Origin of the sequence: Alcanivorax jadensis T9 (assembly GCF_000756655.1) — a bacterium.
Lineage (GTDB): Bacteria > Pseudomonadota > Gammaproteobacteria > Pseudomonadales > Alcanivoracaceae > Alcanivorax > Alcanivorax jadensis.
Genome location: NZ_ARXU01000011.1, coordinates 45,424 through 60,749, shown reverse-complemented (window position 1 = coordinate 60,749; position 15,326 = coordinate 45,424). Strand labels below are relative to the sequence as shown.

General features: G+C 60.2%; 19 protein-coding genes and 1 riboswitch. Of the genes, 7 read left to right on the top strand and 12 right to left on the bottom strand.

The features are described from left to right. Positions 1–29 precede the first annotated feature (29 nt). Entirely contained in the window at positions 30–815 is a 786-nt protein-coding gene (locus T9A_RS12975) for a helix-turn-helix domain-containing protein (protein ID WP_035249155.1), read from the bottom strand. 195 nt (positions 816–1,010) lie between these two features. Between T9A_RS12975 and T9A_RS12970 the strand changes: the two genes are divergently transcribed. Genes T9A_RS12970 through T9A_RS12960 form a run of 3 tightly spaced genes read left to right on the top strand, consistent with a single transcriptional unit; the run spans position 1,011 to position 1,801 of the window. Continuing rightward, positions 1,011–1,358 carry a DUF4345 family protein gene (locus tag T9A_RS12970; protein ID WP_035249153.1) on the top strand — a complete coding sequence of 116 codons (348 nt, stop codon included), beginning with the start codon at positions 1,011–1,013 and terminating at the stop codon, positions 1,356–1,358. A 51-nt stretch (positions 1,359–1,409) separates the two neighbouring features. Continuing rightward, on the top strand, positions 1,410–1,589 hold the full coding sequence (locus T9A_RS12965; RefSeq protein WP_035249151.1) for a hypothetical protein: 180 nt from the start codon (positions 1,410–1,412) through the stop codon (positions 1,587–1,589). Between the two features lie 20 nt (positions 1,590–1,609). Beyond that, positions 1,610–1,801, top strand: coding sequence for a DUF1272 domain-containing protein (locus tag T9A_RS12960; protein ID WP_035249149.1), 192 nt, complete (start codon positions 1,610–1,612; stop codon positions 1,799–1,801). Between the two features lie 113 nt (positions 1,802–1,914). Here the strand turns inward: T9A_RS12960 and uca are convergent, their stop codons facing one another. The 11 genes from uca to T9A_RS12905 all read right to left on the bottom strand — a co-directional run bounded on the left by uca (position 1,915) and on the right by T9A_RS12905 (position 12,939). Beyond that, positions 1,915–5,505 carry an urea carboxylase gene (gene uca / locus T9A_RS12955; RefSeq protein ID WP_035249147.1) on the bottom strand — a complete coding sequence of 1,197 codons (3,591 nt, stop codon included), beginning with the start codon at positions 5,503–5,505 and terminating at the stop codon, positions 1,915–1,917. A 91-nt stretch (positions 5,506–5,596) separates the two neighbouring features. Then, on the bottom strand, positions 5,597–6,238 hold the full coding sequence (locus tag T9A_RS12950; RefSeq protein WP_035249145.1) for an urea amidolyase associated protein UAAP2: 642 nt from the start codon (positions 6,236–6,238) through the stop codon (positions 5,597–5,599). 58 nt (positions 6,239–6,296) lie between these two features. Beyond that, a complete protein-coding gene (locus T9A_RS12945) occupies positions 6,297–7,013 on the bottom strand; it encodes an urea amidolyase associated protein UAAP1 (RefSeq protein ID WP_035249142.1) in 717 nt (238 codons plus the stop codon). 10 nt (positions 7,014–7,023) lie between these two features. Continuing rightward, entirely contained in the window at positions 7,024–7,815 is a 792-nt protein-coding gene (locus T9A_RS12940) for an ABC transporter ATP-binding protein (protein WP_035249140.1), read from the bottom strand. Positions 7,816–7,830: 15 nt separating this feature from the next. Then, complete coding sequence (locus tag T9A_RS12935) at positions 7,831–8,649, bottom strand: ABC transporter permease (protein WP_035249136.1); 819 nt, start codon at positions 8,647–8,649, stop codon at positions 7,831–7,833. An 84-nt stretch (positions 8,650–8,733) separates the two neighbouring features. After that, a complete protein-coding gene (locus tag T9A_RS12930) occupies positions 8,734–9,798 on the bottom strand; it encodes a putative urea ABC transporter substrate-binding protein (RefSeq protein WP_035249134.1) in 1,065 nt (354 codons plus the stop codon). 56 nt (positions 9,799–9,854) lie between these two features. After that, positions 9,855–9,997, bottom strand: a riboswitch (guanidine-I (ykkC/yxkD leader). 187 nt (positions 9,998–10,184) lie between these two features. After that, a complete protein-coding gene (locus T9A_RS12925) occupies positions 10,185–10,970 on the bottom strand; it encodes a dienelactone hydrolase family protein (RefSeq protein ID WP_035249132.1) in 786 nt (261 codons plus the stop codon). 13 nt (positions 10,971–10,983) lie between these two features. Then, positions 10,984–11,298 carry a hypothetical protein gene (locus T9A_RS12920; protein WP_035249130.1) on the bottom strand — a complete coding sequence of 105 codons (315 nt, stop codon included), beginning with the start codon at positions 11,296–11,298 and terminating at the stop codon, positions 10,984–10,986. 78 nt (positions 11,299–11,376) lie between these two features. Beyond that, positions 11,377–11,919: a glutathione peroxidase gene (locus tag T9A_RS12915; protein ID WP_035249282.1), complete on the bottom strand. Its 543-nt coding sequence runs from the start codon at positions 11,917–11,919 to the stop codon at positions 11,377–11,379. A 71-nt stretch (positions 11,920–11,990) separates the two neighbouring features. Further along, on the bottom strand, positions 11,991–12,353 hold the full coding sequence (locus tag T9A_RS12910) for a HopJ type III effector protein (protein WP_035249128.1): 363 nt from the start codon (positions 12,351–12,353) through the stop codon (positions 11,991–11,993). A 190-nt stretch (positions 12,354–12,543) separates the two neighbouring features. Further along, on the bottom strand, positions 12,544–12,939 hold the full coding sequence (locus T9A_RS12905) for a hypothetical protein (RefSeq protein WP_035249126.1): 396 nt from the start codon (positions 12,937–12,939) through the stop codon (positions 12,544–12,546). Positions 12,940–13,008: 69 nt separating this feature from the next. Here T9A_RS12905 and T9A_RS12900 point away from each other — a divergent pair, with 69 nt between their 5' ends. From T9A_RS12900 to T9A_RS12885, 4 genes are read left to right on the top strand one after another with little or no spacing between them, the layout of a single operon-like run. Continuing rightward, the gene (locus T9A_RS12900; RefSeq protein WP_035249124.1) at positions 13,009–13,329 is read left to right on the top strand and encodes a GIY-YIG nuclease family protein; all 321 of its coding nucleotides are present in this window, start codon (positions 13,009–13,011) and stop codon (positions 13,327–13,329) included. Continuing rightward, positions 13,313–13,903 (top strand): LemA family protein, encoded by a 591-nt coding sequence (locus T9A_RS12895; protein ID WP_035249122.1) that lies wholly within the window; start codon positions 13,313–13,315, stop codon positions 13,901–13,903. Before T9A_RS12900 ends, T9A_RS12895 begins: the two co-directional genes overlap by 17 nt. Further along, positions 13,900–14,616, top strand: a complete 717-nt coding sequence (locus tag T9A_RS12890; protein WP_232222112.1) for a TPM domain-containing protein — start codon at positions 13,900–13,902, stop codon at positions 14,614–14,616. The genes T9A_RS12895 and T9A_RS12890 overlap by 4 nt, the downstream gene beginning before the upstream one ends. Then, positions 14,616–15,227: a TPM domain-containing protein gene (locus T9A_RS12885; protein WP_035249120.1), complete on the top strand. Its 612-nt coding sequence runs from the start codon at positions 14,616–14,618 to the stop codon at positions 15,225–15,227. The genes T9A_RS12890 and T9A_RS12885 overlap by 1 nt, the downstream gene beginning before the upstream one ends. The last annotated feature ends 99 nt before the right edge of the window (positions 15,228–15,326 follow it).

The window sequence follows — 15,326 nt, the reverse complement described above, 5'->3', positions numbered from 1 at the left end:
GCCTGTCCTGATTCCTGGGTGGGTGGATGCTATTGAATCTGTTGCCGAAACCAGCGGCGGGTGGTGTCATCGGCGGGGAAATAATGCTCGATACGCAGCTCTTCCATCACCACATCCAGGGCAGTGCCAAAACTGGCCAGGGTGGAGAAACTGCGCAGGCGCTGCCCGGCCAGGTCGATTTCCAGGGCCAGCATGGGCTCGCTGCGGTCCCCTGGCGGCTCCTGATGGAGCAGGGCCTCCACATCCACCAGTTCAGCCAGGCGTTCCAGCAGGCCGGCCAGCCCTGGATCCGGGCGCGCCTGGTGGTCCCGGTGCAGGCGTCGCAGCAGAAAGCCCGCCACTTCCTCCCAGTTGACCAGAAATGGCCGATAGCCCTGGGGGTGAAACACCAGTTCCACCACATTGGCGGTCTGCGGGAAGGGGCCGCGTTCCTGCATCATCAGCCCCATCATTTGTTGTTGGGCCTGATTGGCCATCAGCACATTCCAGTGGGCATCCAGCACCACGGCAGGGAAGGGATTGTGATTGACCAGCATGATCTCCAGGGCCTGGCGCACCGGTGCCATGGCGTCGCTGTCCAGATCGGTGTTGCTGAAGGCCGGGGCATAGCCGGCGGACAGCAGCAGCCGGTTGGTGTCCCGGCAGCTCAGCTCCAGCTCCAGGGCCAGCCGCTTGAGCATAGGGGCGCTGGCCTGGCTGCGGCCGGTTTCGATAAAGCTCAGGTGACGGCTGGAGACGTCCGCACGTAGGGCCAGATCCAGTTGGCTCAGGCGCTGTGTCTTGCGTAGTTCAGCGAGTATCTGTCCGGTTTGCATGGGCTCTCCTGGAGCGGGGTTATCCTAGTATCTGGTAAGCATGGAAGAGCGCTCACGGCTTCACCATTACCTCTGAGGTAATTGTTCCTCTTCCCTGATCAGCGGACTCTGACCTGAATCTATCCTAACCATACCGGCGGCGCATCACGACTTTACGTGCTTCCGGCTACCGCTATCTGAATAGGGGAGTCACTGATGATACTGATTGCTGCAATCACCTTTCTTGCCATGGGCCTGTTGGCGCTGATCGCTCCGCAAATCATCACCGGAATGGTGGATCTGCCCACATTGCCCATGGCCGCGCGCAACGAAGTTCGGGCGGTGTATGGCGGTTTTGGTGTCGCCATGGGCGCCTTGTTGTTATTCAGCGGCCATTGGTCGCACTGGCAGCCGGGGGTGGTGTTGACGGTCGGTGTGGCCCTGTTGGGCATGGCGGTGGGTCGCCTGGTTGCCTGGGGGGTTGATGGTCGGCTGGAGCGGTTTCCGGCCCTGTTTCTTGTCGGCGAGGTGGTGCTGGGGATTGGCTTGTTGCTGGCGCTTTGAACGGGAAATTACGCTATCCTCGGTGGATCGTTATCAAGATGTAATGTGGTCATGGGCGATATTCTGCCGTTCAAAAAACCGGAAAAGAAAACCCCGCGCAAAGGCATGTGCCAGCATGGCTTTCATAAGTGGGTGGTGTGCAAGGACAAGCAATTCGATGTGAAGCAGGGAAAGCTGGTGACGGTGTATCGTTGCGAACGCTGCAACAAACAGAAAGTGAAGGCGCATTAGCAGCCTGCAAGGACGTTCCCATGCTGAAAATGAAAACACAGTGCGAGACCTGCCAGCGCTCCCTGCCGGCCCAGGCAGAAGCTTACATCTGTTCCTACGAATGCACGTACTGTGTGGATTGTTGCACCGTTCATGCCAGCCGTTGCCCCAATTGCCGGGGGGAACTGGTGCGCCGCCCCCGTCGCCAGGAGGCCAGTAACGAAGGTGGCTGAGTCCCTCTGCCTTAAGGAAATTGCGACAGCGAGAGGCTGAGACCTGAGGGTAACCAGGGCTGGCGCATTACCCAGCCTTGTTCCCGTCGACGCTATGATGACTTTCTCTCGGTTCAGTCCAGCACCATGATCGCCTGGCCGGCATTGATCTGCTGGCCTTCCTGGCGGTTGATGGCAGCCACCTGGCCGCTTTCCGGGGCGCTGATCTCGATTTCCATCTTCATGGATTCCAGCACCGCCACCACATCGCCGGCGTTGACGCTGTCGCCCTCGGCCACATTCAATTTCCAGATGTTGCCAGCCACCGGAGATTCCACCGGGGTGCCCGCCACCGACTCGGCGCTGTTGTCCGCATCCAGATCCTGCTCCGACTGGAAGTTGATCTGGCCGCTGGCCACCCAGCGTTGCAGTTCTTCATCAAAGGCCTGGTTGCGGGCGTCGGTGAAGGTGGTGATGTCCTGCTGGTTGTCATCCAGAAACTGCTGGTAGTCCTTCTGGCTGAAGGTGGTCTCTTCGATGCGGATCGGATACTGGCCCTTGGGAAAATCCCGGCGAATCTGATTGAGTTCCTCGTGGCTCACTTCATAGAAACGAATCTGATCGAAGAAGCGCAGCAGCCAGGGCTGATCAAACGCCTCGGTCTGCCGGTAACGGTTCCACATCTGCAGGGTGCGGCCGACAAACTGGTAACCGCCGGGGCCTTCCATGCCATACACACACAGGTAGGCGCCGCCGATGCCCACGGAGTTTTCCACGGTCCAGGTGCGGGCCGGGTTGTACTTGGTGGTCACCAGCCGGTGGCGAGGGTCGTAAGGCGTTGCCACCGGTGCACCCAGATACACATCGCCCAGGCCCATCACCACATAGCGGGCACTGAACAGAATTTTCTTAACGTCATCAATGCTGTCGAGGCCGTTGATGCGGCGAATGAATTCCAGATTGGACGGACACCAGGGAGCGTCCTTGCGCACCGACTGCATGTATTTTTCGATGGCTTGATGGCAGGCCTCGTCATCCCAGCTCAGCGGGATATGCACGATGCGCGAGGGCACTTCCAGATCGTCCTGCTGTTGCAGGGCATGTTCTGCCTGGGCCAGTGTTTCCAGCAGTTCTGTGCGGGGCAGTTGCCGCGGATCGAAATGAATCTGCAGGGAGCGAATGCCCGGGGTCAGTTCGATGACGCCATCCAGTTGCTGTTCCTGCAGCCATAGCATCAACGCATGGGCACGGAAACGCAGGCGCAGGTCCAGCACCAAGGGGCCGTATTCCACTAACAGGTAACGGTCGCCGGCGGCTCGGTAGACCACCTCCACTCCGGCGTCGCTTTCGCTCAGGCGGTTGAGAATCGGGGTGGTGATCGGCGCCGGGCTGACTTGTTGTTCCGGTGCGCTCAAGGCGGCCACACAGGCGTCCTGTTCTGCGGCCAGTGCATCCGCATCGGCCAGGCTGATGGCCTCAAAGCGCAAGGTATCGCCGGCCTTGAGCTGGCCCAGTTTCCAGCGGTCCGCCAGAATCACCGTGGCCGGGCAGACAAAGCCGCCCAGGGAGGGTCCGTCCGGGCCCAGAATCACCGGCATGTCACCGGTGAAATCCACCGTGCCCACGGCGTAGGCATTGTCATGGATGTTGGACGGGTGCATGCCGGCTTCGCCGCCGTCGCTGCGTGCCCAGCCGGGTTTGGGACCCACCAGGCGCACACCGGTGCGGCTGGAGTTGTAGTGCACCTGCCAGTCCGTGCTGAAGAACATGGCCATGTCGTCGTCGGTAAAGAAGTCCGGCGCACCGTGGGGGCCGTAGATCACTCGCAGGGTCCACTGGTTGTTCAGTGAGGGTTTCAGCGTCTCCGGTACCTCAAGATCGCTGTCCGTCCCGTTGTCGGGAGAGAAATGCAGCACATCCCCGGTGCGCAGGGCGCGGCCACCATGGCCACCGAACTGACCCAGGGTAAAGGTGCTGCGCGAGCCCAGATAGGGAGAGCACTGGATGCCGCCGGCAATGGCCAGGTAGGCACGGGCCCCCTCGCCGACTACCTTGCCCAGCTTCAGGGTCTGGCCCGGCTGTATGGCAATGGCGGTATAGCCGGGAACCGGGTTGCCATCCAGGGTTGCCTGCATGTCTGCGCCGGTGAGGGCGATGCGGGTGGCCTGATTAAATTTCAGGGTCGGGCCGTTGAGAGTGAACTCCAGCCCCGCTGCCTTTTCCTCGTTGCCCAGCAGGCGATTGGCCAAACGAAAACTCAGGGCATCGAACGGGCCAGATGGCGGTACGCCCACCGGCCAGTAACCACTGCGGCCGGGGTAATCCTGCACTGTAGTCAGGGTGCCGCCGGCCAGTACATCCAGGGTGAACGGCTGGTAGCGAAAGTCATTCAGGTAGCGGGTAGTCATCTGCCCGTCGGCAAACACCGGGTCGGCAAGAATGCTGCGCAGATAATCGCGATTGGTTTCGATGCCTTCGATGCAGGTTTCTTCCAGACTCTTGTCCAGTGCGGCCAGCGCTGCGTCGCGGCTGGCTTCATGAACAATCACCTTGGCCAACATGGGATCGAACAGTGGAGAGACGGTGAGTCCGGCTTCGATCCAGTGATCAATACGCAGGGCATTGCCATCGGCCAGGGGAAAGGTGACGGCGGTAAGCAGGCCGGCGCTGGGCTGGAAATCCTTGTTCGGGTCTTCCGCATACAACCGTGCCTGGATGGCATGGCCACAGACTGTCAGGGTGGCGGCCAGGCTCTCCAGCGAGGGCAACTCGCCGGCGGCTAGTTTCAGCATCCACTCCACCAGGTCTACGCCGTAAACCTGTTCGGTGACGCCGTGCTCCACTTGCAGGCGGGTATTCACTTCCAGGAAATAAAAGGCGTTGCTGTCCTGGTCGAGAATAAATTCCACGGTGCCGGCGTTACGGTAGCGGACCGCTTCCATCAGCGTTTTGGCGGTGGCCTGCAGTTCGCTGCGAACGGCATCGGGCAGGTTGGGCGCGGGAGTTTCTTCCAGCACTTTCTGGTGGCGTCGCTGGGCGGAGCAGTCGCGCTCGCCGAGGGTGACCGCATGGCCCTGGCCGTCACCGAAAACCTGCACCTCGATATGGCGAGCACGGGCGATATATTTTTCGATAAAAACGCCATCGTTGGAAAAGTTATTGGCGCTCAGGCGACGTACCGTGTCCCAGGCCTTGTCCAGACTGGCGGCGTTCTCACAGATCTGCATGCCGATGCCGCCACCACCGGCGGTGCTTTTCAGCATCACCGGGTAGCCGACCTGGTCTGCCGCTGTCAGGGCAGCCTTTTTGTCGGTGAGAAGGTCGGTACCGGGCAGCAAGGGAACGCCGGTGTTTTCTGCCAGGGCACGGGCGGTGTGTTTCAGGCCGAAGGTGTCCATCTGTTGTGGCGTCGGGCCGATAAAGGCAATGCCACGGGCTTCGCAGCCCTGCACAAAATCCGGGTTTTCACTGAGAAACCCGTAGCCCGGGTGCACCGCCTCGATGCCGTGCTGTTCCATCAGGGCAAACAGGGCATCCTGATTCAGATAGGTGTCGCGGGCGCTGCCTTCACCCAGACAGTAGGCCTCGTCGGCCTGGGTCACATGCAGGGAATCCCGGTCTGCTTCCGCATAGACGGCCACGGCGGTAACGCCGAGTTTTTTCAGGGTGGCAATAACACGGGTGGCAATGGCGCCGCGATTGGCAATCAACACTTTGTTGAACATGGCGATGTCTCTTTGACGGCTGACGGGTCGTCCCGTCATTGCGTTCTCTGGCCGCCGGGGTCGTCCCCGGGGAAGTGCGGATCAATCAGAATCAATGGTTCCAGATCAGCACTTCAATGGGTGTGGGGTTGTAGCCGTTGCAGGGGTTGTTGAGCTGCGGGCAGTTGGAAATCAGCATCACCACATCCATGCAGGCGGTCAGTTCCACATATTTTCCCGGGGCGGAAATGCCGTCCTCGAAGGTGAGGCCGCCGTCGGCGGTGACCGGCACATTCATGAAGAAGTTGATGTTATGGGTGATGTCCCGTTTGCCCAGATCAAACTCCGGGTGCTGGTTGACGGCCAGCATCCAGCTGTCCCGGCAGGCATGCATGCAGCGCTTTTCCAGGTCGTAGCGCACCGTGTTGCTTTCCGTGGCACAGGCGCCGCCGAGGGTGTCGTGGCGACCACAGGTATCGGCGACGATTTCCAGCAGCGGGTTGATGCGGTTGGACATCAGCACGCTACCGGCAGTGAGGTAGACGTTGCCCTGCTCGCGAATGGTGTCCATGGCGCTGTAGCGTTCCGCCGGGTCGGCAGCGCTGTAGAAAAGGGTGTCGGCGGCCTGGTTGCCTTGCAGATCGAGCAGGCGAACGGTCTGGCCTTTTTTTACCGTGTGAATGAAGTAATCCCCGGCGGCGACCACTTCACGGAAGCTGGCCTGTTCCGGTTGTCGGTGGCTTTCTTTGATCATGGTGGATCCTTTCTTGCCTTGGTTATCGCGCCTCGAGAGGCGCTCCTACAGGAGCGGGTTACACACCCAGGTGGTACAGACGATTGTTCTCGAAGGCGCGGCCATTTTCCGGGCGGAAGTGTTTGCAGTAATCGTCGTCGCTCAGTGGGGCGGCTTTGAGCATCTCCACCTGTACTGGTTTCATCGGATAGTCTGCCGCCGGGTTCAGCGGGTGCGGGCAGGTATGCAGGATCACCAGGGTGTCCATCTCGAAGCGCAGGGTGACGCTGGCACCGGCGCGGGCGGCGCTGGCATCGAAGACCAGGTTGCCGTCATCGTCGGTGATGACTTTGGAAAAAAGATTCAGGTTGGCGGCCAGGTCCCTTTCGCCCAGGCCGTACTTGGCCAGTTCGGTAAGGAAGCTGTGTTCGCCACTCAGGGTCCACTGGTTGTGACAATCCTGGTAGGAGCGCACCTGATATTTTTCCTTCAGGCTTTTTTCGCTGAGCGTGCCGCAGACGGTGTCGTGCCAGCCGAAATCATCGTCGACCATGGAGGCAAACACCCGGCCCATGTCCGAGTAGAGGCAGTTGCCCCGGGTCAGCTTGAAGGTGTGCTGGCCTTTCAAGGTGTCCGGGGCGTTGTAGCGTTCCAGCAGGTCTTCCGGGTTGTACATCAGCAGGGCCAAGTTGGCGCCACCTTCCACGTCGGTAAATCGCAGTTGCATGCCACGGCGTACCCGCATCGACCAGTGGGCGCTGCCGGGCAGGATGGTGGTGTAAAGACTGTCGCTCATCAGGCGCTCCTTAGAGGATGTCGTGGAGAACGCGGCTGGTATTGCCCACGCTTCGATTTATGTTTGTCAGGGTGCCGCTTTCGCAATCACCCACCGGCAGGTCGTAGGTCACCCGGGCGCCATAGGCACCGGGGGCCTGCGGGTCCAGGCGGGGCTTGTCGAACACCCACAGCCGGGTACCCAGGTAAAAGCCTTCGTTGATGTCATGAGTGATCATGAACACGGTGAGTCGCTGTTCTTTCCACAGCGACAGCACCAGCTTGTGCATGTCGGCACGAATGCCCGGGTCCAGGGCGCCGAAGGGTTCGTCCAGCAGCAGGATGCGGGGTTTCTTGATCAGCGCCTGAGCCAGGGCCAGCCGTTGTTGCATGCCGCCGGAGAGTTCATGGGGGTATTTGTCCACGGCGTGGCTGAGGCCCACGCTTTCCAGCATGGCCAGGGCGTCTTTTTGTAGTTGCTTGCGACGCTTGCCAAAACTGAAACCCAGCCAGGGGCTGTGCTGCAGTTCGCCGCCGAGCATGACGTTTTCCAGGGCGGTCAGATGGTTGAGTACCGAGTAGCGCTGGAACACGATGCCACGACTATCGTCCGGTTCGCCGGGCAGGGGCTGCCCATCCAGCAGCAGTTCACCACGGCTGGCCTGTTCGGTGCCCAGCAGCAGTTTCAGGAAGGAGGTTTTGCCACAGCCGGAGGCGCCGACGATGGTGACGAACTCACCTTCCTGGACGGTGGCGTTGAGGCGTTCCAGCACTACCTGGTCGCCGTATTCCTTCCACAGGTTTTTCATTTCGATGATAGCCATTACCACGGATCTCCCTTAATGAGCCTGTTGATGGAACCAGGGGTAGCGCCATTGCGAGTAACGACGCAGAAGAAAGTCGATGGCAAAGGCCAGCAGGGTGATCCACACCACATAGGGCAGAATCACATCCATGGCCAGATAGCGCCGTACCAGGAAGATGCGATAGCCCAGCCCTTCGGTGGCGGCGATGGCCTCGGCGGCGATCAGGAACAGCCAGGCCGGGCCCAGGGACAACCGCACGGCGCCGATCAATCGCGGCATCAGTTGCGGCCATACCAGGCGGGTAATGATCTGCCAGGTATTGGCGCCCAGGGTTTGCAGCTTGATGATCTGCTCTTCCGGAATTTCCAACGCCCGTTGCTGCAGATCACGAATCAGAAAGGGTGTAATGCCGATGATGATCAGCATTACCTTGGCCAGTTCACCCAGGCCGAAAATAATGAACAGCACCGGCAGGATCGCCATGGGCGGTACCAGTGACAGGCCGGTCACCAGCGGTGACAGGGTCGAGCGGATATAGGGAATGGTGCCGTTGCCGATCCCCACCACCAGGGCAACCAGCGCACTGATGGCCACACCGATGCCAAGCCGTTGCAGGCTGGCCAGGGTGTCGTTCAGCAACAGATAGTCGCCGCTGCGCTTGCTGGGTTCGAATGCCATACGCTGGATGGCATCCACAAAACTGCCCAGCGCCGGCAGCAATTTGTCGTTGGGGTTTTCCGTCAGGCGTGCATCGGAGGCCACCATATAGACAATCAGCAGCAGCACGAAGGGCAGCAGGCCCAGTGCCCAGGCACCGACACGTCCCGGTTGACGGTTGATCAGTTTTTTCATGGCAATTCCCGGTGATTGAATTCGCAACAGGCCGGACCCCGCACGCTGGCGTGGTGCGTGCCAGCGTGCGACGTGTTTGCGGTGTTACAGCTTTCCTTCTGCTGCCATGGCCATGTAATCCGGGATAAAGCGCAGCGTTACATTGCTGTCGCTGCCATAGATGCCCGCCGGGGTTTCGATACCCACAAAGCCGGCATCCGGAGCGCCTTCACCCAACAAGCCGTGCTGGAAGGAAAATTCCGCCACCTTCTGCATGGTGTCTTTCAGTGCCGGGCTGTTGACGAAGGCCACGGCCTCGGCGGGCTGGTAGAACATGCGGGTGGAATCCAGCTGGGCTTCATAGCCGGCCAGGTCGGTACCGGAGGCATTGGCCATGAAGGTACGGGCGGCCTTGCCGGCCTCATCATCGGCGGACATGGTGGCCATGATCTCGTACCAGGCACCGGTCAGCGCCTTACCGAAATCCGGGTTGGCTTCCAGGGTGTCGGTGTTGACCACCATCAGGTCGATGATTTCACCAGGGATCTGCGCGGAGTCGAACACCTTGTGGCTGTCCGGCATGGCAGTGATTTCGCTGAGCAGCGGGTTCCAGGTAGCCACGGCGGTGACGCCTTTGGTGGTGAAGGCGGACACCAGATCCGCATCCGAGGTATTCACCACGGTCAGGTCGCGCTCAGTCAGCCCCACGGTTTCCAGGGCACGGGCCAGCAGGTAGTGGGAGACCGACAGTTCCACCAGGTTGACCTGCTGGCCCTTGATGTCGGCCAGCTTGTCGGTGCCTTTGAGGACCACGCCGTCGTTACCGTTGGAGAAGTCACCCACGATCAGGGCGGTGGAATCCACGCCGCCGGCGGCGGGAATGGTCAACGCATCCATGTTGGTCATGGCGCAGCCGTCATAGGCACCGGCAGTGTACTGGTTGATGGATTCCACGTAGTCGTTGATCTGTACTACATCAATCTCGATGTCGTACTTGTCGGCCCACTTGTCGACGATCTTCTGTTGGGCACCGTAATCCCACGGCATCCAGCCCACATAGATGGACCAGCAAATGCTGAAGGAATCTTTGGCCAGTGCGGTGACCGGCATCAGGGATGTGGACAGGACAAGTGCTGCAACGGCAGCGGTCTTACGTACGGAAAGGGTCATCTCGGACCTCCTTGGCTACGGACGATGAGGAATCCAATGACAACGCGGTCATCGTGTCCTCCCGGGCTTTTGTCCCGCCGTGTAACCTTCAGCCGCATGTGCTGCGAAACGACTGCAAGAAGGTCGACTGCTCTCGGACCAGGCATCGGCTGCACGCTGTCTGTCGGCGCAGGCGACCGGAACCCTAGCGGTCTATTGGTTCAAATTGTATTGAGTGCTTAATGGCAACGTGGCCATTCGATTCCTCTTCTTTTGGTAAAGCAAAGGGAATGCCAAGTGGTGAGAGTGAGGAAAATCAGGGGGTTTGGCACAGAAGAAAAACGAATCGGGCAGAAAGATGGGCAGTGACGGGGCATTGCGTTGTGCAATGCCCCTAACTGGTGCGCTTATTCCGCGTGGGATTTATGTTCGATGAAATCCACCAGCGCTTTCCAGCTCACCTGGTCCGCATGGGCATCATAGCCCACCGGCATGTCGAAGCGTTCTGCCACCGCATCCGCCTTCGGATTGGTGAAGCTGTGCTTGACGCCCGGGAAGCTGAGCAGCTGGAAGTCGGCGCCGGCCTCGGTCATTTCCTTCACGAAGCCGGTGACTTGTTCGGCGGGAATCATCGGATCGGCCTGGCCGGTGGCGGCGAGAATACGCGCCTTGATGTCACCCGGTTGGGCGGGAGTGTCGGTGCCCAGGGTGCCATGGAAGCTGGCCACGCCGGCCAGGTCGGTGCCCATGCGGGCCTGGTTCAGTACCACGCCACCGCCAAAGCAGTAGCCGATCGCGAACAGACGGCCTGCTTCTACCTGCTGCTGTTTCAGCATCATCTTGCGGGCGGCTTCGAAGCGGGCGTTCATCTTTTCTGGCTCGGCCATGGCGGATTTCATGAAAGATTCCGCATCCTTCGGATGAGTGGCCACCTTGCCGGTGCCATACATGTCTACCGCCAGGGCGGTATAACCGGCCCGGGCCAGCATGCGGGCGCGATCGCGGGCGTAATCGTTCAGGCCCCACCATTCGTGGATCACGATTACCCCGGGCCCGGGTTTTTTCTGTTTGTCATTCAGGTACATGACGCCGGTGCCCAGATCGTCGGGCAGGGTGACCGGGGTTTCAATGATGTCGCTGAACGCGGTCTGACTCATCATAAACAGGGATACCAACAGCAGAAGCCGTTTCATTGCAGATCCTTCTTCAGTCGTGCCACACCCAGCGTAACGGTTCTCCGAAATCATCATAAATCAGCTTGCGGGTGGGGCGGTGGGTGAGTCGTTGGCGGCGGGGTTTGTGCTTGCGCGCGTCGATGGTGGCGGCCACCTGGCTCAGATCGGTGCGCTGGGGTTGGCGGGGGCCGTTGAACAGCACAGTCTGGTGCCCTTTCCCGTGCACGGGATCGGTACCACTGACGCCACGGGGGATCTCCTTGATCTCTCCGCCCTTGGACAGATAGCGCTCCATATCGCGCTCAAGCTGATGGCGTTGCTGTTCTTTGCTGCTGCGAACCTTCACAGGACTCACCGCCGGGTAATAATGGGTGACCGTTCACAATATCAGCCTCTGCCGGAGGCATCTACCTCCTTGCCCAGGTCACCGGGTCAATGCATCGCGGATGGCCGCTTCCAGCTCACCACCGCGTGGCTCCGCCGTTGCCGGGAAATGGCGAATAACGGAGCCGTCCGCCGCTACCAGATACTTGTTGAAGTTCCAGCCCGGCGCCTGGGTGGCGGCACCAAGGGCCCGGAATACCGGGTTGGCGTTGTCGCCCTTGACCGAACTGGTGGCGGCCATGGGGAAGGTGACGCCGTAGTTCACATAACAGACTTCCGCGGTATCGGACTCACTGTTCAACTCCTGGCGGAAGTCGTCAGAGGGGAAGCCCACCACAAGCAGGCCCTGCTCCCGGTAGGTCTGGTACAGCGCCTCCAGATCCTTGAACTGCGGGGTGTAGCCACACTGGCTGGCGGTATTCACCACCAACGTCAGCTTGTTGCGGGTGAGGGCACAGAGATCCAGCGTTTGCTGGGAATGCAGCTTTCTGACGGTGGTATCCAGGGCGTCGGCACAGCCGTCCGCCGCCTGCACCGCGGGTGTCAGTAACAAGGCAAACAGCAGGCCCAGATAGCGCGCCATGATCATCTCTCCATGAAATTGTCTGCACAGGATTCACGAAAGCGGATCAAGATGGCGCGAAGGGGATCACATTATCGAGGAACGAGGGCGTCGCCTTCGAACTGCACCTGGCTCAGGCCGTGGCGCATGAAGGTGCGGATGTTGGCGTGGTCGGTGCCGTCCGGGTTGCCCTGAACGTCATGCCGATAGAAATGCCCGAAGCAGGCCAGGGTCTGGGCGTCGGACAGGTTGTTGAGTTTGGCGAAGGCAAAAATCTTGCAGGATCCCTCATTGCTGCCTGCCTCATTCACCACCTGGTCATCGCCACTGCCGTTGGTAAAGCGGGTAGGGGTGTAGGTGTAGTGCTCGGCAATCACCTCCTGCACCTGCTCGAAGGCGACAGCATCGGGTACCAGGTTCAAGGCAAACATCAGGGTCTGAAGGGAATTGCTCATGGGGCGTCCTGTTCCGGTCAGTGAAAAGCGGAAGGGTAGCCGCATCACCGGAACAGGGGAAGGGGCAGCTACGGTTACCCGTTGGAGCGTTGTTCACAAAGCGAAGAGGTTGCCTGACCAGTTTTGGCATTCGCCTTGCCAGCAAGGCTCCAACGGTGGGGGTTGGCACGTCCCTTTTTCAAAGAGGCGGTTACTTCAGCGCCGGGTCTTTCGGTAGCACCATGCCGGTGCCCTGCAGCGGGTCACAGTTCTTCAGCACCACCTTGCCTTCGAGCATGTTGCCCCGGGAGTATTCCTGGAAGATGCACTCGTTGGTTTCCGGGTTGTAGTTCTGGATCCACAGGTTGTCGCCCTTCCAGGTGGCACCGATGTGGTACTGCTCTTCGGGCACCTTGATATTCATGGTGCCGCCAAAGCGTTTCACAAAAATCTGTTCCAGCCAGAAGTAGTAGGCCAGGGTGGCCACTAACCAGATCACGGCGGCAATAATCAGTGCCGGCTTCCATTTGCCCAGACGCACGCCGATACCGAACAGGGCACCGATGACGAGTACTGCAACGAGAAACCAGTAAAGGTAGGTAATCATTTTTTCATCCTTGTTGTCTTGAACGTCTCTGGCATCATAGCAGCCAGTAAAAAGTGGGATGTAAAAACCATGCAAGAGTGGTGGGTGTATATGCTGCGCTGTGCGGACCAGACACTGTATACCGGTATCAGTACCGAACCGGCCCGGCGTTTTCACGAGCATAATTACAGCCCCAAGGGCGCACGTTACACCCGTGCCCGCCGACCGGTACAGCCGGTGTTGCTGGTGCCCGCCGGCGATCGAGCCTCCGCCTCGCGGCTGGAAGCCCGGCTCAAGCGGTTGACCCGTAGCGAAAAACAGCAGTTACTGGCGAGCCTGCGCGACGACAAGCGCAAGGAACCGCTGTCATTCTGGATTGAAGGAGCAGAGAACCATGACACTTTGGCGTAGCCTTTTTCTGGTCATGCTGGCCGGCTGGCTCAGCGGCTGTGGCATCAACAACATTCCCACCTACGACGAACAGGTAAAAGCCGCCTGGTCGCAGGTGGAAAACCAGTATCAGCGCCGGGCAGACCTGATCCCCAACCTGGTCAATACCGTGAAGGGCTATGCCAGTCACGAGAGGGAAGTGCTGGTGGAAGTGACCCAGGCCCGCGCCAAGGTGGGCTCCATCCAGGTGGATGGGAACATGCTCAATAATCCGGAAAAACTGAAACAGTTCGAGCAGGCCCAGCGTCAGCTCGGTTCGGCCCTGCAACGGTTGATGGTGGTGGCGGAACGCTATCCGGACCTGAAAGCCAACCAGAATTTCCTGGCGCTGCAATCGCAGCTGGAAGGTACCGAGAATCGCATTAGCGTGGCGCGCCGTGACTACATCGCCGCCGTGCAGCAGTACAACACCGAAATCCGTACTTTCCCCGGGCGGCTGTGGCACAGCTTCCTGTACAGCGACATGGAAATGCGTGAAACCTACGAAGCCACCGCGGAAGATGCGGATCAGGCGCCGGCCGTCAGTTTCGAATGATGCGCTTATTTACCCTGCTGATACTGCTTCTGTCGTCGCCCCTGTGGGCGGCGCCGGAATTTCCCGAACTCACCGGCCGGGTGGTGGACAACGCCAACCTGATGACCGCCGCCCAGCGTCAGAGCCTGACCCAGGCACTGGCCTCGGCGGAACAGAACACCTCCAACCAGGTGGTCGTGGCCACCCTGTCGGATCTGCAAGGTTATGAGATCGCCGACTACGGCTACCAGCTGGGCCGCCACTGGGGTATCGGCAGCAAGGAATCCGATAACGGTGTTCTGCTGATCGTGGCGCCCAAGGATCGCAAGGTCCGCATCGAAGTGGGTTACGGCCTGGAAGGGGTGCTCACCGATGCGCTTTCCAGCGTCATCATCCAGCAGGAAATCCTGCCCGCCTTCCGCCAGGGTCAGTTCTACGGCGGTATCCAGGCCGGTGTCACCGCCATTCAATCGGCCATCAAGGGCGAATATCAAGGCGAACGCCAACCCCGCGACAAACCCAGCGGCCTCAAGGCCCTGCTGATGCTGATCGGCATGGTCGTGGTCACCTTCCTGCTGTCCTTTGGTGGCGGTGGGGGCCGGGGTGGCCGTCGTGGGGGTATGTTCCTGCCGGTGCCCATGGGCGGCTTCGGCGGCGGTGGTGGTTTTGGTGGCGGCGGCTTCGGCGGCGGCGGTGGTGGATTCGGAGGCGGTGGCGCCTCGGGAGGTTGGTAATGTTGCTGGATAAAAACGCACAGGAAACCCTGTCCCAGACCATCGGTGAACAGGAAAAACGCACCGACGCGGAGCTGGTTACGGTACTGGCAGGCCAGGCCGACGATTACCGCTACGTGACCCTGCTGTGGGCGGCCTTGCTGTCCCTGCTGGTGCCGGTGGCTTTGCTGTTCCTGCCGGTCTGGCTGACTCCCTTTGAAGGCCTACTGCTGCAATGGGGGGTACTGCTGGTGCTGGCGGTGCTGTTCCGCCTCAAGCCGGTGCAGTTCCGGGTCGTGCCCCGTCGCCTGCAACGCATGCGCGCCGCCGGCCTGGCCCGGCAGGCGTTCCTCGAGCAGGGCCTGCACCGCACCCGCGGCGGCACTGGCCTGATGATCTTCGTCAGCGAAGCGGAACACTACGTGGAAATCCTGGCGGATCAGGGCATTGCTCGCCATGTGGATGACAGCGAGTGGCAGACCATCGTGGATGCCTTCATCGCCCGGGTGAAAGCCGGCCGGGTAGCGGAAGGCTTCCAGGAATGCGTGGCCGCCTGCGGCGACAAACTGGCCACCCACGTGCCCGCCACGGAACAAAAAAATGAGCTGCCGAACCACTTGATCATGCTCTGACCGACGAATGGTTAACTCATTCATTTTCTTGAGAAAAAGCCTGCCCTGTGCAGGCTTTTTTACTGTGAAATCAGGCGGTTGACTCACTTCGCATTTTCT